This window comes from Kocuria tytonicola (assembly GCF_003687175.1).
In the GTDB taxonomy this organism is placed as follows: domain Bacteria; phylum Actinomycetota; class Actinomycetes; order Actinomycetales; family Micrococcaceae; genus Kocuria; species Kocuria tytonicola.
This window is the reverse complement of the sequence record NZ_RDEX01000001.1, coordinates 259,876-283,197: the sequence shown is the minus strand read 5'-3', so window position 1 is coordinate 283,197 and position 23,322 is coordinate 259,876. Positions and strand designations below refer to the sequence as shown.

Below are 23,322 nucleotides of genomic sequence, written 5' to 3'. Positions count from 1 at the left end.
GAGCGAAGTTGGGGGTCTCCTTCCCGGTGGGCGGTGTGTGCAACCTCCCACCACCGAGCCCCCGCCTCACCTCGCCGGTAGCCGATGCGCCCCACTACGCTTGCCCAGTGCTCACCACTGAACAGGCTGCTTACAGACTCGCGTTCCAGATCGCGGACGCCCTGATCCGCAGCGGGGCGGGATCCGCGAACACCACCAAGTCCCTGCTGTCGATCTTCCGCAAGACCGACCTGCGGGACGTGACGGTGAGCGTCTCCCTGGGACAGGTGACCATCAGCCACCAGGACGCGCCGGACAAGGCTCCCAGCACGCGGGTGTTCGAGACACAGCCCGGCACGCTGGACATCGAGCTGCGCACTGCCGCGGGCGAGGTGCTGGAGTCGTTCGTGATGGGTGAGCTCACGGCGGACGAGGCCAGCGACCGCATGGAGGAGGTCATGGCGGAGTCCCGGATCATCGGTCACAAGCTGATCATGACCGGGTTCACCATGTTCGGTGTGGGCTTCGCCCTGATCCTGGGCGGCAGCTGGGGCACGGCCATCAGTGCGGGCGTGGTCTCCGCGGTGGTCTACGGCGTGTACGCCCTCATCCAGCGGGTGAAGGCTCCGGAGATCTTCAGCCTGGCGGCCGGCGGTCTCACGGCGGTGCTGGGTGCCACGGTGTGCGGGGTGTTCTTCTCCGTCACGCAGACGGCGGTCTGCATCGTGGCCGCGCTCGCCGCATGGCTGGCGGGCATCGCCGCGTACGGTGCGGTGCACGACGTCATCACCGGCTGGTACGTCTCCGCGTCCGGTCGGATCCTGGAGGCCGTCACGAGCACCGCGGGCCTGGTGGCCGGTGTCAGCATCGGCATCCACGCGATGCAGCCGCTCGTGGGGGACTCGATGGACTTCATCGAGACCCTGGAGATGGACGACTCCCGCTGGGCGCTCACCGTCCTGGGCGCGGCGATCGTCTCGGCGGGCTTCGCGCTCGCGTCGGGCGGGCGCGGCTGGAAGCTCGCCTCGCTCGGGCTCTTCGGCGGCCTGGTCCAGCTGGGTGTCCTGGCCATCGGGGCCCTGGGGATCAACTCCTACGGGGCCATCCTCATCTCCTCGGTGGTCGCCGGTGCCCTGAGCGTCTCCCTGGTGCGTGCCCTCAATCTCGCGTCCAACGCGACGCTCATGATCGTGCTGCTGCCGCTGTTCCCCGGGATGCTCGTCTACCAGGGCGTGCTGGGTGTGCTCCTCGGCCTGGAGGACGCCGGGGACTCCGTGCTGAAGGCCGCGATCACCGCGTTCTGCCTGTGCATGGGCGGCATGCTGGGCCAGTACCTGGCGTCGGAGACCCTCTGGGCCGGGCGCCGCAGGCAGTTCGCCCTGAAGCACCCGGGCCAGAAGTTCCGCCGGGAGATGGCGGACGAGGAGAACTTCAGCGACATCATGGTCCCGATCTTCTCCAAGCCCTTCACGAGCTGACCCGGGCTACCTGCCCATCGCCTCGGCAACGCGCTGGATGAGTCCGCGCATGTTGGTCAGCGTGCGCTCGGCCCGTTCCTCCACGCCCATGGTCTCCTCCATCTGGCGCACGCCGTCCGGCTTCCGACGCCCCAGCGTGTAGTCGCTGCACGCGAGGTCCGAGCACACGTACGTGCCCACCGTGTTGTACCGGTCCTTCGCGGACTTCGAGCGCTGGATGGACACCAGGGACACACCGCTGGCCGGGTGCAGGGTCAGGCAGATCTGGCACATGCGCGCCCCGCCGGTGGCCTTCTGGGGGCTCTTCTCCAGGACCAGCCCGCGCAGCCCGTTCTCGGTCTCGGCCACCACGTAGCCCGCGCGCGGCGATTTGGGGTCGTACCAGCCCAGGAAGATCTGGGACTCCCAGTCCGTGTGCAGCACCTCCTGCGGGATGTTGATGCGCTGCGATGCGCCCTTGGAACAGTTGATGAAGCTCTTGCGGATCTCGGATTCTGTATGCGGATGCATGCTTCTGTGCTTTCGTTCTCGTGCTGGTGCGTCCCCTGCGCGCACGACGGCGCTCGCGGACTCGACGGGGTGCACTCACCCGCGTGCGGGGCTGAGAGGTGCGGCAGCGGCGTCGTGATCGGAGGGCGACGGCGCTGGGTGCCTGGCCGGTGAGCGGCCGCGGCAGGGACGCGGTGAGGTTTTCGGGCATGACGAATGGGCACGGCGTGGTCACCCGGGAGTGACGGCCGCGCGGGTCAGCGCTGTCTGGTGCCGGCGGGGGAGCCGGCTGCCTCCTTGCGCACGTGTGCCTCGTTCCTCCGCAGCTGCAGATCGTGGGGACGTACGGGCCGAGTCTAGCGCCGGGACCGGACGCTGTCCTGGTGGGCGAGCCCGCAGCGCAGGGTCTCCTCCACAGCGCACCCGGGTCACGCGGCAGTCTCGTGCCCACCGCCTACCCTGGAGGCATGACCTCCACGAGCACCGTCCCCGAGTCCCTCGCCGTTCTGCAGGAGGTCTTCGGGTACGACGCGTTCCGCGGCGAGCAGGCGGAGATCATCGACCACGTGGCGGGGGGCGGGGACGCCGTGGTGCTCATGCCCACGGGCGGTGGCAAGTCCCTGTGCTACCAGATCCCCGCGATCCTGCGGGAGGGCACGGGCGTGGTGGTCTCTCCCCTGATCGCGCTGATGGCCGACCAGGTGGCCGCGCTGGACGCCGTGGGCATCCGAGCGGCGTTCCTCAACTCCACCCTGGAGCCGTACGAGGCGCAGGAGGTGGAGCGGCAGCTGCTGGCCGGGGAGATCGACCTGCTCTACATGGCTCCCGAGCGCCTCATCCTGCCCCGCACCGTGGAGCTGCTCCAGCGCTCGCAGATCGCGCTGTTCGCCATCGACGAGGCGCACTGCGTGGCCCAGTGGGGTCACGACTTCCGGCCGGACTACCTGGGGCTCTCCGTCCTGGCCGACGCGTTCCCGGACGTCCCCCGCATTGCGCTCACCGCCACCGCCACGCGCGAGACCCACCGGGAGCTCACCGAACGGCTGCGGATGGCAGACGCGCGCCACTTCGTCTCCAACTTCGACCGCCCCAACATCCAGTACCGGATCGAGCCCAAGGACCGGGCCAAGGACCAGCTGCTGCGGCTGATCCAGTCGGAGCACCCGGGGGAGGCCGGGATCGTCTACTGCCTGTCCCGCAAGAGCGTGGAGTCCACCGCCGCGTGGCTCTCGGACCGCGGCGTCCCCGCCCTGCCGTACCACGCGGGGCTCGACGCCGCGGTGCGCCACGACACCCAGGTGCGGTTCCTGCGGGAGGAAGGGATCGTCGTCGTCGCCACGATTGCGTTCGGCATGGGGATCGACAAGCCGGACGTGCGGTTCGTCGCCCACCTGGACCTGCCCAAGAGCATTGAGGGCTACTACCAGGAGACCGGGCGCGCGGGCCGCGACGGCATGCCCGCCACGGCATGGATGGCCTACGGCCTGGGGGACGTGGTGAACCAGCGGCGGATGATCGACCAGGGGGAGGGGTCGGACCTCCACAAGCGCAGCGCCCGCTCCCACCTGGACGCCATGCTCGCCCTGTGCGAGACCACCTCGTGCCGCCGGGTGCAGCTGCTGCGGTACTTCGGGCAGGACTCGGAAGCATGCGGCAACTGCGATACATGCCTCAACCCGCCGAAGGTCTGGGACGCCACCGTTCCGGCCCAGAAGCTGCTGTCCACACTCATCCGGCTGCAGCGGGAGCGCGGGGAGCAGTTCGGCTCCGGCAAGGTCTTCGACGTGCTGCTGGGCCGGACCAACGAGCGCACCGAGGCCTCACGCCACCAGGAGCTGAGCGTGTGGGGGATCGGACAGGAGCTCTCCGAGCGGGAGTGGCGCTCGGTGCTGCGGCAGCTGCTGGCCCGCCGCATCGTGGAGGCGGTGGGGGACTTCGGGGTGCTCGTCCCCGGGCCGGAAGCCGCTCCCGTGCTGCGCGGCGAGGCAACCGTAGAGCTCGCGGTGGACCGGGCGCCGTCCTCCCGCGGTGCCGGCCGGGGCCGGTCCGGTGGAAGCGGGTCCCGCTCCCGTGCCGCGGACACGCTGGAGACCGCGGACCGGGAGGTCTTCGAGGCACTGCGTGAGTGGCGCACGTCGGTGGCCAAGGAAAAGCAGATCCCGCCCTACATGGTGTTCTCGGACGCCACGCTGGTGGGGATCGTGGAGGCCGCCCCGGAGTCGACCGCACAGCTCAGCGGGATCAGCGGGGTGGGCGCGAAGAAGCTTGCCGAGTACGGAGACACCGTGCTGGAGGTGCTCGGTTCCTCGGTCTCCTGAGTCCGGGGACCGAGGTGGTCGGACGGTGTCAGCTGGCCGTGGCGGAGGAGATCCGCTCCACGATGGCGTCCGCCACCGTGGCGGCCTCGCGCTCCGGGAGCCAGTGGCCGGCGTCGAGCTCGAGGAAGCGGTACGGCGCGTGCACGTACACCTCGGACTCCTCCGCGGCGGTGCGGCCCAGCGCGGGATCACGATTGCCCCAGACGAACGTGGTGGGAACGGTGATGATGCCGTTTCCGGAATGCTTCTCGGTGACGCCGTCGTGGCGGAACATGGCGCGGTACCAGTTGATGGGTCCGCGCAGATCCGCGGCGGTGGCGAAGCGCCGCCCGTAGCGTGAGGCCGCCTCCTCGTCGATTCCCTGGCGGCGGGCAAGCGCGCCGATTCTCCCGGCGAGCAGCCGCTCCGGCGCGGCGGGGATCTGGAACATACCGATGTACCAGGACTTCTTCAGCTGGTCCGCGGTCTTCAGGGCGTGGCCCAGGGCGGTGGGGTGCGGCGTCGACAGCACGGTCAGAGAGCTCACCCGCTCGGGAGCGCGCAGGGCGATGTCCCACGCGAGCACCCCGCCCCAGTCGTGGCCGACCAGGTGGAACGTCTCTGCGCCGGCCGCGTCCGCGAGGGCCAGTGCGTCGGCGGAGAGCTCCTCCCGACGGTAGTCCGAGACCTTCTCCGGGCGGGCACCCCGCGAGTAGCCGCGCTGGTCCACGGCCAGGGTGCGCAGACCGTGCGCGTTGAGGCGCGCGGCGACGTCGTCCCAGCAGTGCGCGTCCTGCGGGAAGCCGTGCAGCAGGAGGACCACGGGGCCGTTCTCGGGCCCCTGGTCGAGGACGTCGAACCGGAGTCCCTGGCGTGTGAAGTTCGTTAGGCGAGTCACGCTCCCACCCTAGTCCTGGGCGGCGGGGGTGCCGGGAGCGGGTTCCGCAGCGCCCGTTTCCGTGGGGTAGTGCCGGGGCCAGCTGTGCCCCAGGGTGCCCTCCACGCTCTCATTGAAGCGGCGGGCCAGACGGGCCAGGGCGGTGACGTCCTCCCGGGGCCAGTCCGCGGTGAACTGCTCGTAGGACGCGCGGCGGGAGCGGAACTCCTCCTCGAGCCGCCGCACACCCTCCTCGGTGGGCTGGTGCTTCCGCGCCACCCCGCCCTCGGGGTCCTTGATGCGCTCAATGAGCCCGCTCTTCATGGCGGCCGCGACCTGCCGGTGGACGGTGGAGATGTCCAGGCCGAAGGACTGGGCGAGCTCGGCAACACTCATGGGTCCGCCCGCCTGGAGGCGTGCGAGCAGCACGGTGGAGCTGCGGTCCAGCGCCTCGGTGCGGGACTGCGGTGGCGCGCCCTGCAGGGCGTACCGGGACAGCAGCATGTGCTCGTAGACCAGCTCGTTGACGGAATCCTCACTCTGCACGGATCCATCCTTTCATTCCCGCCCGGCCGCAGCCGGGGGCCGAGCTGGGGGCCCGCCCATTGTACTATGCAAATTGCATGTTACAATTTTGCACGATACAAGACTTTGCGACCAGGAGGAGCCCGTGTCGGTGGACACCGAGAACCATGTACCCACAGGACAGATACCGGTGACGGTGGAGCGGGTACACCCCGGGCCCGCGCATTCTGCGGGGCCCGCGCGGCTGGTCACGCCCACGTTCGTGCTGGCGTGGGTGGTCAACTTCCTGCAGTACCTCACCTTCTACATGCTGGTGACCACCATGGCGCTGTACGCGGTGAAGAGCTTCGCGGCGTCGGACGCCGTGGGCGGGTTCGCGTCCAGCGCGTTCGTCGTGGGTGCCACCGTGGCGCGGCTGTTCTCCGGGTACCTGGTGGACGCGCTCGGGCGGCGTCGCATGCTGCTGATCTCCCTGGTGGTCGTGGCGGTGGCCTGCGCCCTGTACCTGCCGGCCGGGAGCCTGCCCGTGCTGATCGTGGTGCGCCTGCTGCACGGCTTCGGCTACGCCTTCGCGAGCACCGCGCTCATGACGATCGCCCAGTCCGTGATCCCCGACTCCCGCCGCGGCGAGGGCACCGGGTACTTCGCGCTGGGCACCACGCTGTCCACGGCCATCGGCCCGGCCCTCGGGCTGTTCCTGGTGGGCTCCTTCGACTACACCTGGCTGTTCTGGACCACCCTGACCACGGCGGCACTCGGCCTGGTGCTGGGCGTCTTCCTGCGTGAGCCGCTGGCCAAGCGCGAGGAGCAGGCGCAGGCAGAGCGCTCGCGGTTCTCGTTCCGGGACATCGCCCACCCGGCCGTGGTTCCGATCGGCTGCTTCATGCTCCTGGTGGGCATCTGCTACGCCGGGGTCATCACGTATCTGAACGCCTACGCGGAGGACCGCGGGGTCACCACGGGCGCCGGCCTGTTCTTCGTGGCGTACGCCGTGGCCATGCTGGTCATGCGCCTGGTGCTGGGCAAGATGCAGGACCAGCGCGGGGACAACGTGGTGGTCTACCTGGGGCTGATCTGCTTCGCCGTGGCCCTGGGCATCCTGGCGGCGGCGAACCAGGACTGGCAGGTGGTGGTCGCCGGCGCCATGACCGGTCTGGGCTACGGCACGCTCATGCCCGCTGCGCAGGCCATTGCCGTGAGCGCGGTTCCGGCCCACAAGCTCGGGACGGGCATCTCCACGCTGCTGCTGCTCACGGACGTGGGCGTGGGTGTGGGCCCCGTGGTCCTGGGGCTGCTGCTCTCCGCCGCCGGCTTCGGGGCCATGTACACCGTGCTGGCGGTGGTGGTGGTCCTCGCGGCGATCTTCTACCACGCGGTCCACGGACGCCACCCGCACGCCAAGCGGGGACGGCTGGCGGTGGACTGACGTCCGGTTCTTCCCGAGTGTCCCCGCTGGGGTCGATTTCGGGTTTCCCTCCGGGGGATGACGACGGCGCGCGGCTTCGGCTGCGCGCCGTCGTTGCCTTCCGACGTAGCTGGCTTCCTACGCGACCGGGAGAGGGAAAAGAACCAGGGCGCGCTCGACCAGATGCTGTGTCCGTTCCTGGATATCGTGCGGGCCCCATGACTCCTTGTGCGCAAGATCTCGGTTCAGGGGGATGCCGTTGCGGTAACCGATGTAGTTGCCGTTGTTGTCCTGATGATCGCGTTTGTCGAGGAAGCCCTTGTTCCCCAAGTTGCTGTTGTACCCGCTGAACGTCAGATTCCCCAGTTTGTGGGCGTACTCCTGTTGTGCCTGAGTGGCCGCCTCTTCCCCGCCGAGCATCTCGACCCATGCCGGGGGCAGGTGCTCGCCCTGGGGCAAGATGTGTTCGATGGTCCAGACGTAGCGGCCAGATTGGCGCTCCCACAGGTCCCTGCGGTTCTCAGCGGTCATTCCCTGCTCCGAAAGGGACGTGAGGACGAAGCGAGCGGCATCTACATTCTCTGTGTAGAGGTCCTGCTCGAGCCGCCACCGGAAGGTCTCGTTATCCGAGGAGTTCCGTCGCAGGGCGTCCGCGATGATGCGCAGGATTTCCCGTCCCTCCGCGTCCATGGAATCCCTGATAATCCCCATGAACATACGCGAGAGCATATACGTGGCCGGGTAACCGGTGACATTGCGCCGCGCGAAGAAGCTTACGAGCATGTTCGTCACGGTGATGAGGTCCGTTTCGCTGAGGTGCTTGTCCTGCTGGTGGGTTTCCAACCACAGCAGCAACATGAAGGAGGGTGCCGCCTGGACCCTGTTGAGGGTGCCATACGCCGCGTCCAGCTGGGTGGGATCCTCACGCTCCGTGGTGCACGCAATGCGTCCGAAGATGGCGCTCGCCGACACCAGTCGATGAATTTGTTCGGTGAGATTGCCCTTGAAGAGCGTCTCGTAGATGCGGATCAGGTTTTTCTTGGTCGCTACGCTCGCGTTCTGGACCGAGGGGAGTTCGGCAAGGAACGCGTTGTAGTAGTGCCGGAGGAACCGTTCATGGGTGGTGTAGGAATCACCGAGGTTGCGAAGCATCCCATCCCACAGCGCGAAGGCATCCTCAACGCTCATGGCACCCCGGACATCCGAGAGAGCCAGGAACTGGTTCTTGATGAGATCCACCGGGGACAGTGGGAGTCCTCGGTTATTGAGGGACTCGAACAGCGTGAAGGCGTCCGACGCTGAGGAGACCTCGATCTTCACGATGATGGCCTCATTGGCCGCCTCCATGACGCGCAGCGCGGCCCCCACAGCTGTCATGGGAGGCACGCCCGGCTCACCGGAATTCTCGGTGAGTTCCATGATGGCGTCCCGGAAGTACGAGAAGCACTTGGCGATCAGGCGGCGTCGGTCCATCCGGGTGTCGGGAGCATCCACCTTTACTCCGGCTTCACGCAGCATGCCGAGGTAATCAACGCGGTTGTTGCCTTGGGTTTGCAGCAGTAGTCGCGGCGTCTTGGCGGAGGAGATCACCAACTGCCGACCAACATCGCGGAAGAGGTCTTCCTGATCCTCATCGAGGTCTTCCTGATGGTCCGCCAATACGCTGTAGCACGCGGTGAGCAGGATCGAGAGGGTGGTCAGTCGCTGCTGCCCGTCAATCAGCTCCAAACGGGGGTTCATGCTGTCCGTGGAGTTGTTGAGGGAGATGATGGTCCCCAGGAAGTGCTGACCTTCTGCCTCGATGAGGTCCTGGAAGAGGTTCTCCCACTGATCTCGCTTCCAGGAGTACTCCCGCTGGTAGGGCGGAATCACGTACGTGAGCTTGCTCGGTGCCTCCAACAGCGTCCGAACCGGGTACTGCGTCGCAGACTGAATCATGGGGCTCACGGTACAAGTGACGGCCGACACGCTCAGCGGTCTTCTGGTGGAGGATCGAGACCCGCCCGGGCCACCCCGCGGTCGGCGGGTGTGGCGGCGCACACCCATGATGCGTTTGCATTTGTAGACTGCCAGGTAACTGTCCGTCCACCCGGAGTCGTTGATGACTGAACACGCGCTAGACATTGCCCCCGGTGCCATCGTCGAAGTTCGGGACGAGCAGTGGCTGGTCTCCGCCGTGGAGCAGACCGCGGACGGTGAACTGCTGACCGTCCGCGGGGTGAGCGAGCTGGTGGAGGGCACCACGGCGCAGTTCTACCGCCGGATCGACGATGTCCGCACCCATGACCCCTCGCAGACCGCCGTGGTGGCGGACACCAGTTCCCACTACGCGCGCTCGCGGTTGTGGCTCGAGTCCACGTTGCGCAAGACCTCGCTCCCCATCTCGGATCCGGAGCCTGCTCTGACCTCCCATGCGCTTGCGGACACCCTGGCCTATCAGCGGCAGGCAGTGCAGAAGGCGCTGGAGCCGGAACGCCTGCGCACCCGCCTGCTGATTGCGGACGCCGTGGGTCTGGGCAAAACGCTGGAGATCGGGATGATCCTGGCGGAGCTCATCCGCCGGGGTCGCGGGCGGAGGATCCTGGTCGTGACGCCGCGTCATGTGCTGGAGCAGATGCAGCACGAGCTGTGGACCCGCTTTGCCATCCCGTTCGTCCGGTTGGATTCCGAGGGCGTGCAGAGGGTCAAGCAGAAGCTCCCGGCGACCCGGAACCCGTTCACGTTCTTCGAGAAGGTCATCATCTCGATCGACACGCTGAAGCAGGACCGGTTCATCCACGATCTGCGCAAACACCATTGGGATGCCGTGGTGATCGACGAGTCCCACAACGTGACCAACCAGGCAACACAGAACAATCAGCTGGCCCACATCCTGGCCCCGAACACGGACGCTTTGGTTCTGGCCTCGGCCACACCCCACAACGGTCGCAATGAGTCCTTCGCGCAGCTGCTGACCCTGCTGGAACCCACGAGTGTGAGCGCGCGCGGGGACATCAGCCCTGCCGCGGTGGGCAACCTCATGATCCGCAGGCACCGTTACTCGGACTCCGTGAAGAACGAGGTGGGGGACCGCTGGGCCGAGCGGAAGGAACCTCGCCACATTGCCGTGACTCCCAGTCCAGAGGAGCTCGCGGTGGGGGAGGAGATTGTCACCACGTGGACCCACCCGCGGGGCACGCCGCCCGTCACGGGCAAGGGCTCCCGGTTGTTCCCGTGGACGCTGGCCAAGGCGTTCCTGTCCTCCCCCGTGGCCCTGCAGCACACGATTGACGCCAGGCTCCGGACCCTGGAGGACAATGCCGCCGCGGGTCCGGAGCACGAGGCCTTGCTGCGGCTGCGAGACCTGAATGCAGCATGTCTCCCGGGGGATGGCGCCAGCCCGCGTTCCGGTAAGTATCGCGAGCTGGTCTCGCAGCTGCGGCAGAAGAACGTGGGTCCTCGGTCCCCGGAGCGCGCCGTGATCTTCGCCGAGCGGGTTCCCACTCTCGAGTGGCTCCGTGAGCACCTGATGCGGGACCTGGCGTTCAAACCGGGGCAGGTGCGCGTGCTGCACGGCGGTCTCACGGACGTGGAGCAGCAGGAACTCGTGGAGTCCTTCAAGCAGGCCTCCAGCCCCATCCGCGTGCTGGTCACCGGTGATGTGGCATCGGAGGGCGTGAACCTGCACCTGCAGTGCCACGAGCTCATCCACTACGACATCCCGTGGTCCCTGATCCGCATTGAGCAGCGCAACGGACGCATTGATCGCTATGGGCAGGTGGAATCTCCCCAGATCACCACGTTGCTCTTGGATCTGCAGGGCGTGGACGGCTTCACGGGGGACATTCGCGTGCTCACGCGTCTGGTGGAGCGTGAGCGGGAAGCTCACGAGAAGCTCGGCGACGCGGCGTCGCTCATGGGCAGTTACTCGGGGGATGCCGAGGAGAAGGCCATTACCGAGGTCTTGCGCGGCGCCAAGGATTTCGAGGACGTGGTCCCGTCCCCGGAGCAGGCGGTGTCCCAGAACGACGACGATTGGCTCACCTTCCTGACCCAGGCCGCCTCCCAGGACGCGCCCGCCCCCGGGGATGCAGGCCGCACAACGGAGAGGCAGCAGGCCGGCGCGGACCGAACCACCGGCCTCTTCGGATCGGACGTGGACTACCTGCGCGAAGGGCTCACCGAGCTCTACGGCGAGCCGGACCGGAAGCGGGATGATGGCGGCGTGGGGCTGGAGGTGGAGCGCAACAACGCGGGCAGCGTCCAGGCCATCACCTTCGAGCCCAGCCCGGATCTGCGGCAACGACTGATGGCCCTGCCCCAGTCCTACTTGGAGGACCGCGGGGTGTTGGATCGGATGCGACTGACCCCGGATCGGGCCACCGCGGAGGCCCGGTTGAAGGCCGCGCTGAACGACGCCAAGGGGACGTCCTGGCCGGACACCCATTACCTGTCCCCCTTGCACCCGGTGCTGGACTGGGTGGCGGATCGGTCCCTGGCCCACTTGGGCAGGAACGAGATCTTCGCGGTGCACGGCTCCGTGGAGCAGCCCACCGTGGTGTTGCAGGGCATCGTGACCAATCGCCGCGGCCAGAACATTGCGGTGGTGTACCTGCCAGTGCATTTCATGGGCGACTATCCACTGCCCCAGCCCAGTACGGGGCCGGCCCAGTTGTTCCAGGACCTCGGTCTGAACCCGGACATCGTGGGGGTTCCCGTGGCGGAACCGGGGCAGTACGAGCGGCTCGTGGCCCCCGCTGTGCAGGCCGCGCGTGACTACATGGAGCGTGGCGTGGCGGTTTCCGCCCGCCAGCAGGCCCAGGAGCGCGCGGACCACTGGGTGGAGCGCATGGATGACTGGGAGCGCGGGGCGGAGGGGATTTCCGCTCAGACTCAGCTGTTCCGGCAGTCTCGCTCAGCCGTTGAAGGAGAGCGCAGGCTTGCACAGGAGATGTTGCCGGATCGGACGTATGTGCGTCCGTTGCTGGTCGTGGTTCCGCAGGGAGGGAAGTGATCATGCCGTCCAGTGATGCCTTGATGGTGGTCAACGAGTGGATCAGCGAGTTCTACTTCACCGCGGACGAGAACTCCGGGACGTTCCTTGCCGAGACCAAGAAGCTCGTCAAGGAGTGGAAGCAGGAGTCGGAGGACTCGCCCGGGTACGAGAGTCCCCTGGATCGTGTGACGGCCGCTCGCCAGCGGATCCTCTCGGAGCTGATCGCGCTGCACGCCGCGGCCGCGGAGCTCCCGGAGGGCGCTACCAACACGCAGCGGCGCGAGGCGGTGGCGCGGGCGTCGTCGGCCGCCGCGGACACTCTGCGCGAGGTGCTGGGGTACACCAGCCAGCCCAGCCGGGGCGAGGGTGCCCTGCGCTGGTACTCGCCGCTGGACACCACCGAGCCGAGCATTGCGATGATCGATGCGCTCGCCTCCGAGACGGCCGAGGATCTGCTCTCCAAGCACCACGGGCTGCTCACCGCGGACGTCACGCTGCACGAGGAGGACGGGCAGCCGATCTCGTCCGTGAGCGAGCTGCTGTCCGCCCTGGTGTCCGAGGATCAACCGCCGCGGTACATGCTCGTGCTGGCAGGGCGCACCGTGGTGCTCACCAGCGAGGACGCGTGGCCGCAGGGCCGCTACCTGGCCGTGGACGTGCAGACCGTCGCGGAGCGCGGTGACACCAAGTCCGGCGGTGAGATCCAGCGCCTGCTCGCGTGTATCGCGGCGCCGTCCGTGGCCCCGGACGCCAACGGCACCATCTGGTGGGATGCCCGCCGCGAGGAATCCGTGCGCAATGCCGTAGGTGTGTCCAAGGACCTGCGGGAGGGCGTGCGCGAGTCCATTGAGATCATTGCCAATGAGGTGGTCTCTCGCCGCAAGGACCAGGGCCTGCTGCCCCTGCCGGACGAGCAGGCCCAGGTGCTCGCCGTCCAGTCCTTGCGCTACCTCTACCGCATCCTGTTCCTGCTCTACGCGGAGGCCAGCCCCGAGCTGGGCGTGGTGCCCACGGGGGACCCCGAGTACGAGACGGGCTATTCGATCGACCGGCTGCGCGAGCTCACGCTCAAGCAGCTGACGTCCCGTTCCGAGCGGGGAACGCACTTCTACTCGTCGCTGCGCGTCCTCTTCGATCTTGTGGAGGTGGGGCACCAACCGCAGTTGGCACAGGAGGACGACGCCGCGGACATCGCTCGCGAGGGTCTCACCTTCGAGGCACTGCGCTCGGACCTGTTCCGCAGGGACCGCACCGCCCTGATCGACGAGGTCCAGCTGGGGAACAAGGCGCTGCAACGAGTCCTGCAGAACCTGCTGCTGACCAAAGAGCGCAAGGGCCGGGACCGTGGGTTCATCAGCTACGTGGCCCTGGGCATCAACCAGCTGGGCGCGGTGTACGAGTCCCTGATGAGCTACACGGGCTCGTTTGCGAACGGGACCCTGGTGGAGCTGGCCAAGCACGGCAACCCGTCCGACGGTTCGTGGGTGGTCCCCGAGGATCGTGTGGACGAGGAACTGCGCAAGCACGTGGTCATGACGGAGGACGAGCTGGGCCGCGAAGTTCCGCGCACGTACCACTACGGTGAGTTCGTGTTCCGGCTCTCCGGGCGGCAGCGCCAGCAATCCGCGTCCTACTACTCCCCCGAGGTGCTCACCCAGTTCACGGTGCAGCAGGGCCTGGAAGAGCTGCTCACGGACGAGATGTCCGCGGAGGAGATTCTGGGGCTGTCCGTGTGCGAGCCCGCGCTGGGTTCGGGGGCGTTCGCCATCGAGGCCGTGCGCCAGCTCGCGGAGGCATATCTGGAGCGGCGGCAGGCGGAGCTGGACACCAGGATCGACCCGGAGGAGTACCCGACGGAGTTGCAGCGGGTCAAGGCGTACATCGCGCTACATAACGTCTACGGCGTGGACCTGAATCCCACCGCCGTGGAGCTCGCGGAGGTCTCCCTGTGGTTGGACACCATGTCCCGTGGGCTGAAGGCCCCGTGGTTCGGGCTGCGATTGCGCTCCGGTAATTCGCTGGTGGGCGCGCGGCACGCGGTCTATGACACCTCGGTGGTGGAGAAGGCCCTGCCCAAGGCCCGGATGACGACGGCGCCGCGTCACGTTCCCCTGGACCGCACCGTGGACGAGACCACGGGGATCTTCCACTTTCTGCTCCCCGCCGAGGGGTGGGGAGCCGCGGGGTCCAACAAGGAGATCAAGAAGCTGGCTCCCGAACAGGCAAAGACGCTGCGGGAATGGTCCAAGCGGGTGCATCGCAAACCCATCAAGAAGGAGATCGCGGAGCTCTCGTCCCTCACGGATCGCATTGACGATCTCTGGCAGCTCGCCCGGCGGCGCATGGTGGAGGCGGAGCGGCAGTCCCGCCGCTCCATCGAGGTGTGGGGCGCGGACGTGGAGCCGGGAGGTGCGGTCACGCGTGAGGAGATCGAGGCGTGGCTGGATGATCCCAACTCCGCCTACCGCCGGCTCCGGCTCATCATGGACGCGTGGTGTGCCCTGTGGTTCTGGCCCGTCACGCTGGACGAGGACACCCCGCAGCCACCCGAGTTCAATGAATGGCTCACCGTGATCCGCCAGATCACGGGCCAGAAGTTCGAGGGCCGAAAGGGCCGCCAGGGGGAGTACCTCGGCAGCAGCGACTCCGAGTGGGAGACCCTGGAGGACATTGAGCGGATGTTCCCCGCGGAGAACGCGCGGGACGTGGACTGGCTGCTTGCGGAGACCCCGTGGCTGCGGGAGGCCCAGCGGATCGCCAAGGAACAGCGGTTCTTCCACTGGGAGCTGGACTTCGCGGCCGTGTTCTCACGGGGCGGGTTCGACTTCCAGGTGGGGAACCCCCCGTGGGTGCGACCGCGCCCTGATGTGAGTGCGCTGTTGGGGGAGAGCGACCCGTGGTGGACATTGATGGACAAGCCGTCGGAGAAGGCGAAGAACGCCCGGCGTGAATGGACCATGCGGATTCCCGGTGCAGAGGGTGTGCTGCTGGCGGGTCTGACAGATACTGCGGGTCTGGCAGAATACGTGGGTGCCGTGAGCGAGTATCCAGAGTTGGAAGGGACACAGCCAGACCTTTACCGGGCATTCATGGTCCAGGCGTGGCGGCACGAAACAAATCGAGGCTGTATTGCTCTTATCCACCCCCCAAGCCATTTGACGGATGCTAATGGTCAGTCGCTACGAAGAGCAACGTATTCCCATTTGCGACGGCATTGGAACTTCCTGAACGAACTTCAGTTGTTTGGCGAGGTAGATCACCATGTTTCTTACAGTATTAACATTTATGGGTCGAGCCAACCTCCCAATTTCTTGAACGCCATCTCGATGTATCACCCGCATACCATCTATGGATCCATGCTTCATAATGGAGACGGATTAGAACCTGGCTTCAGGGATGAGTCTGGTAAGTGGGATCTGCGGCCTCATGCTTCACGCATTGAACACGTCGACCGCGATGTCCTAGCTACTTGGCACGCGCTCATGGAAGCGGGGTCCGAGGACGTTCCGATCCACGAGGCGCGCATGGTGTTTTCGGTCAATCACTCAGCCGCTGAGGCACTCCAGCGGCTGACTCGGGTGCCGACCCTGCGTGAATGGAACCCCGGCTTTAGTCGCGGCTGGGATGAGACGTTCGGCCGCCGAGACGGGTACTTCGAGTCCCGGTGGGGGGAGGCCCGCTCCTGGAATGACGTCATCCTGCAGGGGCCGTACTTCCACGTGGGGAACCCCTTCTACGCGTCGCGGAATGAGACCATGCGCGGGAACCAGGACTACTCACCGGTGGACTTGGAGGTGCTGCCCGGTGACGCCCTGCCCGTGACGGAGTACAAGCCCCTCTACGATCGGGATGTCGATGATTCCGTCTCCACGGCGCGCTATGACCGCAACTACGGGTCGTGGGTGGTCCAGGACCTCCACAACCCCCGCGAGCAGACCGCGGTGCCGGTGAGAGACTTCTACCGTGTCATGTGGCGAGCCATGGCTGCCGGGACAGGGGAGAGAACTCTTATTCCCGCGATTTTCCCGCCTGGCACTAGCACGGTTCACTCTGTCTTTTCAGATGGGTATTCCAGCGCCCCTCGTGTCCTCGTTGAAGCTATGGGGAGTATGAGCTCTCTCATCTCCGATTTTCTCGTCCGCGCCACGGTAGGAAGTGGAATTTTCCAATCGGCTATCGACCGATTGCCATTCGTTCCGCTAGACCACCCTTTGGCGGCGGCAATGGCGCTACGAGTCTTGCGGCTCAACTGCTTGACCGACGCCTACGCACACCTGTGGCGGGACTGCTGGGTTCCTGCCATGGCGGATGACTCGTGGACCGGGGGTCGGGAGCGCTCGGACCGTCCCGCGCTGGGTGAGGTCGGCTCGGAATGGACCACGGCCACGCCGCTGCGCAAGGACGAAGATCGGCGTCGTGCGCTCGTGGAGATCGACGCGATCATGGCTCACGTGACCGGTATCCCCATTGACGAGCTGTGCACCCTGTACCGCACCCAGTTCGGCGTGCTCTACACGTATGAACGCGGCGAGGACAAGCGGGGCAAGGTCTACGACTCCACCGGCCGCCTCATTCCGTCCACCGTGCGGACCGCGTGGAACAAGGCCGGGCGGCCCGAGTACGGCCTCAGCATCGAGGATCGCACGTACGTGACCGCGGAGGGCCGTCAGATCACCGCTCCCGAACCGTTCCGCATCCTGGACCGGGAGGCGGACATGCGTGAGGCATACGCCGCATTTGCCGAGCGGATGGAGCAGGGTGTGTACCGGCCGGGTGTCTACGAAGGAGTCCACGGCGCATGAGTGAACTGCTGCCCTCGCTGCAGGCCGAGGCCATGCAGTCGGCCCTGGTGGAATACGTCACCACGGCCATCGAGTTCTCGGACCAGTACGCGCGGGACGCGTTCAGCTCCTTCCTCAGCGACCGGGAGGAGGGGATCTTCCGGGGCCCGTTCCTTCGCACCCGGTTGCCCTTCCAGACCGATCCCACCGAGCCGCCGCTCCGTGTGCTCCCGGACTGGTTCCAGCCGTACGCGCACCAGGCGGAGGCCTTTCGCAGACTGACCACGGACCCATCGGTCCCGGGAGCGCAGGACCGGCAGGGGCTGCGGGTCCCGGAGCCCACCATCGTGACCACGGGTACGGGTTCCGGCAAGACCGAGGCGTTCCTCTACCCCCTGCTGGACTATGCCGTGCGCGCCCGGAAACAGGGCCTGCATGGCATCAAGGCGATCATCCTGTACCCCATGAATGCCCTGGCCAACGATCAGGCCGCTCGGCTGGCACGAATGATCCACGAGAACCCCGCGCTGCAGGGAGTCACCGCCGCGCTCTATATCGGTGAGCACTCGGGCGCCCCGCGCACCGCCATGTCCGCGGAGGGGCTGATCGAGGACCGCCACACGATTCGTTCGGTGGCCCCGGACATCATCCTCACCAACTACAAGATGCTGGATCAGCTGCTGTTGCGGTCGGCGGATCGTCCGCTGTGGGAGCAGTCCGCCGAGTCCCTGCGCTACCTGGTGCTGGACGAGTTCCACACCTACAACGGCGCTCAGGGCACGGACGTGGCCATGCTGATCCGCCGCTTGCGCCTGGTGCTGGACCGGCTGGCACCGCAGCGCACGGCCATGATCCCGGTGGCCACGTCCGCAACACTGGGGGACGAGAGCGATATCGCCCCCGTGGCCGAGTTCGCCAGCACCATTTTCGGGGTGGAGTTCACCCGGGCATCGGTGGTGACGGAGCGGCGCGTGACCCAGGAGCAGCTCCGGGACGAGGCCATGGCCCGCGTGGATCGCAGCGCGTGGCAGGCCCAAGAACACCCCACCCTGGGTCAGCTGGAAGCAATCCTCGACGTGCTGCCGGTGAGGCAGGGCGGGTTGCTGCCCGATCCTGCGGACCTCACCCGTCGAGTGCTCGGGGTGCTGTGGCGAGGCCCGGATGCCGCGGCCGAGAACGCCGAGCTGGATCCCGCCACCGAGCGCGATCTCTTCCTGGCCCATCCACTCGTGAGCGATCTGCTCTCGCGGGCCACTCGCGCCATTCCGGTACGGGACCTCAGCACGGCCCTGGTCCCGCACCTGGACCCGGACACCGTGGGTGCCCGCTTCATCGAGGCCCTGTGCGGCGCCCTGTCCCACGTGCGCTCGCGGGCCGGCCGCAACAGTTTCCCGAACGTGGAGGTCCACCTCTGGACCCGCGAAGTCTCCCGTGTGGACCGTGCGGTGTCCCCCGCGGTGGCGTTCTCGTGGAGCGATGACCGCACGGTGCATGACGGCAGTTTCCTGCCCGCCATCTACTGCCGCCACTGCGGGCGAACCGGCTGGGGCATCGCCCTCACGGGCACCAATGACCTGGTGATCAAGCCCCAGGCGATCCGCGAGGCCCACGTGCGCCACACGGGACGCTTCCGCGCGCTGATCTCGCTTCCCGGGGCGGAACCCGGTGACAACGAGCGCGTGCGGTTCCTGGACCCCGAGCGCCGCAGCATCGAGGACACTCTGCCCGCGGAGGACGCGGGCGACGTCGATAGCCTGCCCGTGCTCATGCACGTGGGCCTGGAAGCGGATGCCCTGTCCAACGCGGACACGTGCCCCTCGTGTCAGGTGGCCAATGGCATCCGCTTCGTGGGATCCCGCACCGCCACGCTGCTCTCCGTGGCCCTGTCCAGCCTGTTCGGCACGGCGGGGCTGGACCCCAGCGAGAAGAAGTCCCTCGTGTTCACGGACTCGGTGCAGGACGCCGCGCACCGAGCCGGATTCGTGGAAGCGCGGTCCTATTCGCTCGCCCTGCGCTCGGCCATTGAAACGGCCCTCACTGAGGAGCCCGCTCCCGTCGAGGACGTGGTGGAACGCATGATGGCGAACGCCCACACCCCCGAGGAGCGCTACCGGTTGCTGCATCCCACGATTGCCCAGAACCCGCCCGTGCGCGGATTCTGGGATGACGAGGAGACGGCGCGGCGGCGTCGTCGAGCGGCGGACCTGGTGGCCACGCGCCTGGAGTTCGACCTGGAACTCGAGGCCGGCCTGGTGGAGTCCTACGGCCGGACGTTGGCTGCGACCGGCACCGCGGCCGCCTCCGTGCAGGCGCCCGAGGGCCAGCTGCGCTCCGTGGGCGAGGACGTCCTGGAGCGCGCGGCGCGGCAAATGACGCTCGACGTCGCGGGGGAGACGCCCGCGGGCGCGCTCGCCGGCGTGTGGGTGCGCGGGGTCCTGGAACGGCTGCGCACCGACGGTGCGATCGCCCACGAGTGGTTGCGCCCGTACCGCGCCAAGGGCGGGATGCGCTACGAGATCTGGGGCGGGCGCAGACCCAAGGACGTGATGCCGGCGTTCCCACCCGGGCGCCGCTCGCCCACGTTTCCCGCCACGGGCCGCTTCAAGCCCAAGAGCGAGTTCACCGACCCCGGCAATTCCTCCAGCTGGTACGTGGATTGGACCTCACGATGCCTGGGCCTGGACAAGCGCAGCGCGGGGCACCTGCTGAAGCCGCTGTTCACGGCACTGAGCGAGGCGGGGTTCACCGACACGGTGGGCGTGACCGAGCGCGGCACTACCACCGCCGAAAGCTACGGGTTGCGGCCCGAGAAGCTCATGATGGCCCTGGCAACGCAGCCCGCCGAGATCCTGCGTTGTCCCGTGTGCGGAGAAATGGTGACGGGTCTACCCGAGACCTTGGCCGCCCTGGATGGAGCGCCGTGCACCACGTATCAGTGCAAGGGTCACCTGCGCCGGGACCGGCTGCGCAGCAGCTACTACCGCAGCCTGTACCGCGGGGACATGCGGCGTGTCATCGCCCGCGAGCACACCTCCTTGCTGCAGGCAGAGACGCGACTGGAGTACGAGAACGAGTTCAAGAACAGCGAGACCACCCCGGGCGCACCCAACGTGCTGGTGGCCACGCCCACGTTGGAGATGGGTATCGACATCGGTGATCTCTCCACCGTGATCCTGGCGTCCATTCCGGACACCGTGGCCTCCTACCTGCAGCGTGTGGGCCGCGCGGGGCGGCTGACCGGCAACTCGCTGGACCTCGCCTTCATGACCACGCGGGGAAAGGGCTCGGCGTTCATCGAACCCGAGTTCATGCTCAACGGTGCGGTGCGCCCGCCCGCGGCATATCTCTCCGCGGAGGAGATCCTGCACCGGCAGTACACGGCGTTCCTCATGGACCGGATGGCCGGGGACGACGGCGCCCCGGACCCCGCCCGCGCCGCCTCCGTGATGAAGTCCAGCGGCCCTCAGACCTTCCTGGGGGTCATGCTCGCGGACGCGAAGCAGCACTCACAGCAGCGACTGGATGAGTTTTTGTCCGCCTTCCAGGTGGGGGACAACCCCCGCCGCGGCATGACCCGTGAGGCCGCCGTGGCGTTGCGCGAGTGGGCCACGTGGCCCGGAGGCGATGAGCCCAGCGGCCTGGAGCGGGCCGTGAAGTCCTCCGTGCAGCGCTGGTGGCGCGAGAAGGACGAGCTCACGCACCGTCGCAAGGCCGTGGAGAAGCGGTTGCAGGACATTGCCGCGGGCACCGTGGTGATCACCGCGGAGGAGGACCAGAAGCTCACCACCGAGTTGGAGGGTCAACAGCAGCTGCTGGACGAGCAGGAGCAGAAGCTTGGCTCGGTGGAGGACGAAGAAGCCCGCAAGCGCGAAGAGCGGCGGCTCTCCGGCAGCCAGGCCCGGCTGCGTGCGGAGGCCTCCCAGCTCAGTCACGAGCACTGGATTGGTGTGCTGGAGCGTTTCGGGGTGCTCCCGAACTTCACGCTGTACGACGATGCCGTGAGTCTGGAAGCCACCCTCACCTACCGGGACGAGCACGACAACTGGAAGCACATCCCGGCCGAGTACGAGCGTTCCGGGTTCACCGCCCTGACCGAGCTGGCCCCCGGGAATCACTTCTATGCGGGCGGCCACGAACTGGAAATCGACTCGGTGGACGTGGGCAGTGACGGTGACGGCGTGCGGCGCGTGGCCTTCTGCCCGGACTGCGGGCACACGACCACGCTCGAGAGCACACAGCGTTTGGACGCATGCCCCGCGTGCCAGCGGCCGGGCATCGCGGACGAGGGTCAGCACCTGCACGTGGTGGAGCTGACCAAGGTGTCCTCCACCATGGAGCTGAACCGCGCCAAGATCACCGACGCCTCCGAGGATCGCGCCAGCACCAGCTATGACACGCTGACCATCCCGGACTTCACCGGGGCGGACACCCGCGCCCAGTGGTCCGTGGGCGGGACGGGAGTGGGCATCACCTTCCGGCGCGATTCCCGGCTGACCCGGCTGAACGTGGGCAAGCCGCGGGAGGGCGCACGGGAAGCCACACTGGCAGGACGCCGGCAGCGCATCGGGGGGTTCACCATCTGCGCGGTGTGCGGTCACCTGGACACCACCCTCGGGGAGAACAAGGCCCAGGAACACCAGGGATGGTGTACCCAGCGCCGGGTGGAGAACCCGGAGTCCGTGTCCGTGGTGCTCTCCCGCGAACTGACCACCGAGACGATCATGATGAGCCTCCCCCCGTCCATCACGGACGACAGCTCAGGGCGCTCGCTGTGGAGCTTCTACGCGGCCCTCATGCTGGGGTTGCGGGAACGCTTCGGTGGCGAGATCAGCCACCTGGGCATGGAGGTGGTCCCGGACGTCTCTCGAAACAATGCGGACTCGCTCATGCTCTACGACGCCGTGCCCGGCGGTACGGGCTACCTGGCGGAGCTCGCTTCACCGGACTCGCTGTGGCATCTGCTGCGTCAGGCCCAGGACTACCTGACGCAGTGCCCGTGTCAGGACGAGGGCAAGAGCGCGTGCTTCCGCTGCCTCATGCCGCACGTGCGCGCCTCCCACAGGGAGAGTCTGGACCGGCGGCGGGCCGTGGAGATTCTCGGTACGGTCCTCGGCTCGGACGCACCCGGTGAGGACATGACCTGGCGGATCGAGGAGGGAAGCGCACCCCTGGGGGACGACTTCGAATCCTCGCTCGAGCACCGCTTCCGCCGCCTCTTCCGTGCGGCCGTGGGGCAGCTGCCCGGCGCGGACGTCACCGACACCGTGGGGGACGGCGGCAAGGGCTTCTCCGCCATCATCGGGGAGGTCCGGTACTCCTTCGCATCCCAGGTGCAGCTGGGGGACACCCAGCCGGACTCCCTGATCACGTGGCCGGCCACTCAGGGCATCAAGGGGGCCGCTATCTACCTGGATGGCCGTGAGTACCACGCGTCCCTGGCCACCAACAGGGTGGGCGACGACGCCGCCAAGCGCCGCGGTCTGCGCGAGCAGGGCTACCTCGTGTACGCGCTGACGAACAACGACCTGAACGCCTATGAGGCCGCCCAGCGCGGGGAGACCACCGAATCGGTCCTTGCCAATCTCTGGGATACCCGGATTCTGGAAGCGGTGCGATCACGCGGAGCAGTCGATGGTGACGACCTCGCCTACCTGACCGCCAACCCGATGGATCAGCTGCTGAGTCTCCTCCGAGGAACACTGCGCGATCCGCTCAAGCGTCAGCGCACCGTCTCGCAGCAGCTGAACCTCCTGCTCTTCACGGGTAAGCCCACCCCGGTGAGCCCGGATGCGTTGGGGGAGCAGGCCGTCGGCATTCTGGACACGCCTCCCGGGGATCGGCTTCCGGGCCCTCCCCATCAACCCACGGCACCCGGTTTCGTGCGGCGGGACGGTCCCCTCGTGGTGCTCGGCGGGGTCACCTCGCCCGTGAACCGGCTGGCCGTGGTCCTGGATGACCGGGAAGCCGCGGTGGGCTCGCCGTACTTCAACGAATCATGGCGGCAGTGGCTTGCCCTGGCCAATTTGCGGCAGGACCTGCAGCCCGGTTCCGTCACCGTCGTGGAGACCAGGTCCTCTCTCCTGCGGATCGCTGAAGAAGAGCCCGAAGCCGCCCGGGACTCGTGGGTGGAGTTCTTGTCCCACACGTCCCAGGAGCCCGCGCCTCCCCGCGAGTCCGGCGTGGGCCCCCTGGATGTTCTGCACGTCCCGCAGTCCGTCACGCTCCCGCAGGAATGGCAGTCGCTCGTGGCGGAGGCCGTGACCCCGGAGGAGGGTGACATTCTGCGCCTCGCGGGACGGCTCGAGCTTCCCCTGCCGGATGTGGGGGAGGAGTTCCACGGGTACCCCGTGGATCTGGCATGGCCGGAATGGAAAATCGCGTGGCTGTCCGAAGCGGATCTCGTGACCGGCTTCCGTGACGTGGCCCCCGCGGACTGGACCGTGACAGGACCGGACGTGGCCACCATCCATCATCTCCTGCAAGCCCGAGGCAGCACCCCCGGCGGAAAGGCGTGAC

The 23,322-nt window shown here is 67.5% G+C and carries 10 protein-coding genes; 6 read left to right on the top strand and 4 right to left on the bottom strand.

What is annotated here, in order from left to right; translation table 11 throughout:
* Window positions 1-107 precede the first annotated feature (107 nt).
* Window positions 108-1,457 carry a threonine/serine exporter family protein gene (locus tag EAE32_RS01250; protein WP_121845496.1) on the top strand — a complete coding sequence of 450 codons (1,350 nt, stop codon included), beginning with the start codon at window positions 108-110 and terminating at the stop codon, window positions 1,455-1,457.
* Between the two features lie 6 nt (window positions 1,458-1,463).
* Here the strand turns inward: EAE32_RS01250 and EAE32_RS01245 are convergent, their stop codons facing one another.
* Window positions 1,464-1,967, bottom strand: a complete 504-nt coding sequence (locus EAE32_RS01245) for an FBP domain-containing protein (RefSeq protein WP_121863926.1) — start codon at window positions 1,965-1,967, stop codon at window positions 1,464-1,466.
* A gap of 446 nt (window positions 1,968-2,413) precedes the next feature.
* On the opposite strand from EAE32_RS01245, the gene recQ reads away from it, so the two are divergent.
* Complete coding sequence (recQ, locus tag EAE32_RS01240) at window positions 2,414-4,264, top strand: DNA helicase RecQ (protein WP_121863925.1); 1,851 nt, start codon at window positions 2,414-2,416, stop codon at window positions 4,262-4,264.
* Between the two features lie 28 nt (window positions 4,265-4,292).
* Here recQ and EAE32_RS01235 read toward each other — a convergent pair whose 3' ends face one another.
* Window positions 4,293-5,141 carry an alpha/beta fold hydrolase gene (locus tag EAE32_RS01235; RefSeq protein WP_121863924.1) on the bottom strand — a complete coding sequence of 283 codons (849 nt, stop codon included), beginning with the start codon at window positions 5,139-5,141 and terminating at the stop codon, window positions 4,293-4,295.
* Between the two features lie 9 nt (window positions 5,142-5,150).
* On the bottom strand, window positions 5,151-5,666 hold the full coding sequence (locus tag EAE32_RS01230; protein ID WP_121845492.1) for a MarR family winged helix-turn-helix transcriptional regulator: 516 nt from the start codon (window positions 5,664-5,666) through the stop codon (window positions 5,151-5,153).
* A gap of 124 nt (window positions 5,667-5,790) precedes the next feature.
* On the opposite strand from EAE32_RS01230, the gene EAE32_RS01225 reads away from it, so the two are divergent.
* Entirely contained in the window at window positions 5,791-7,071 is a 1,281-nt protein-coding gene (locus EAE32_RS01225) for an MFS transporter (RefSeq protein WP_121863923.1), read from the top strand.
* A gap of 117 nt (window positions 7,072-7,188) precedes the next feature.
* Here EAE32_RS01225 and EAE32_RS01220 read toward each other — a convergent pair whose 3' ends face one another.
* Window positions 7,189-8,988 carry a DUF262 domain-containing protein gene (locus EAE32_RS01220; RefSeq protein ID WP_121863922.1) on the bottom strand — a complete coding sequence of 600 codons (1,800 nt, stop codon included), beginning with the start codon at window positions 8,986-8,988 and terminating at the stop codon, window positions 7,189-7,191.
* A 163-nt stretch (window positions 8,989-9,151) separates the two neighbouring features.
* Between EAE32_RS01220 and EAE32_RS01215 the strand changes: the two genes are divergently transcribed.
* The 3 genes from EAE32_RS01215 to EAE32_RS01205 are packed head-to-tail and all read left to right on the top strand — an operon-like array spanning window position 9,152 to window position 23,321.
* Complete coding sequence (locus tag EAE32_RS01215) at window positions 9,152-12,043, top strand: helicase-related protein (protein WP_121863921.1); 2,892 nt, start codon at window positions 9,152-9,154, stop codon at window positions 12,041-12,043.
* A 2-nt stretch (window positions 12,044-12,045) separates the two neighbouring features.
* Window positions 12,046-16,827, top strand: a complete 4,782-nt coding sequence (locus EAE32_RS01210; RefSeq protein WP_121864741.1) for an Eco57I restriction-modification methylase domain-containing protein — start codon at window positions 12,046-12,048, stop codon at window positions 16,825-16,827.
* Window positions 16,824-23,321: a DEAD/DEAH box helicase gene (locus tag EAE32_RS01205; protein WP_121863920.1), complete on the top strand. Its 6,498-nt coding sequence runs from the start codon at window positions 16,824-16,826 to the stop codon at window positions 23,319-23,321. Before EAE32_RS01210 ends, EAE32_RS01205 begins: the two co-directional genes overlap by 4 nt.
* Window position 23,322: the final 1 nt, after the last annotated feature.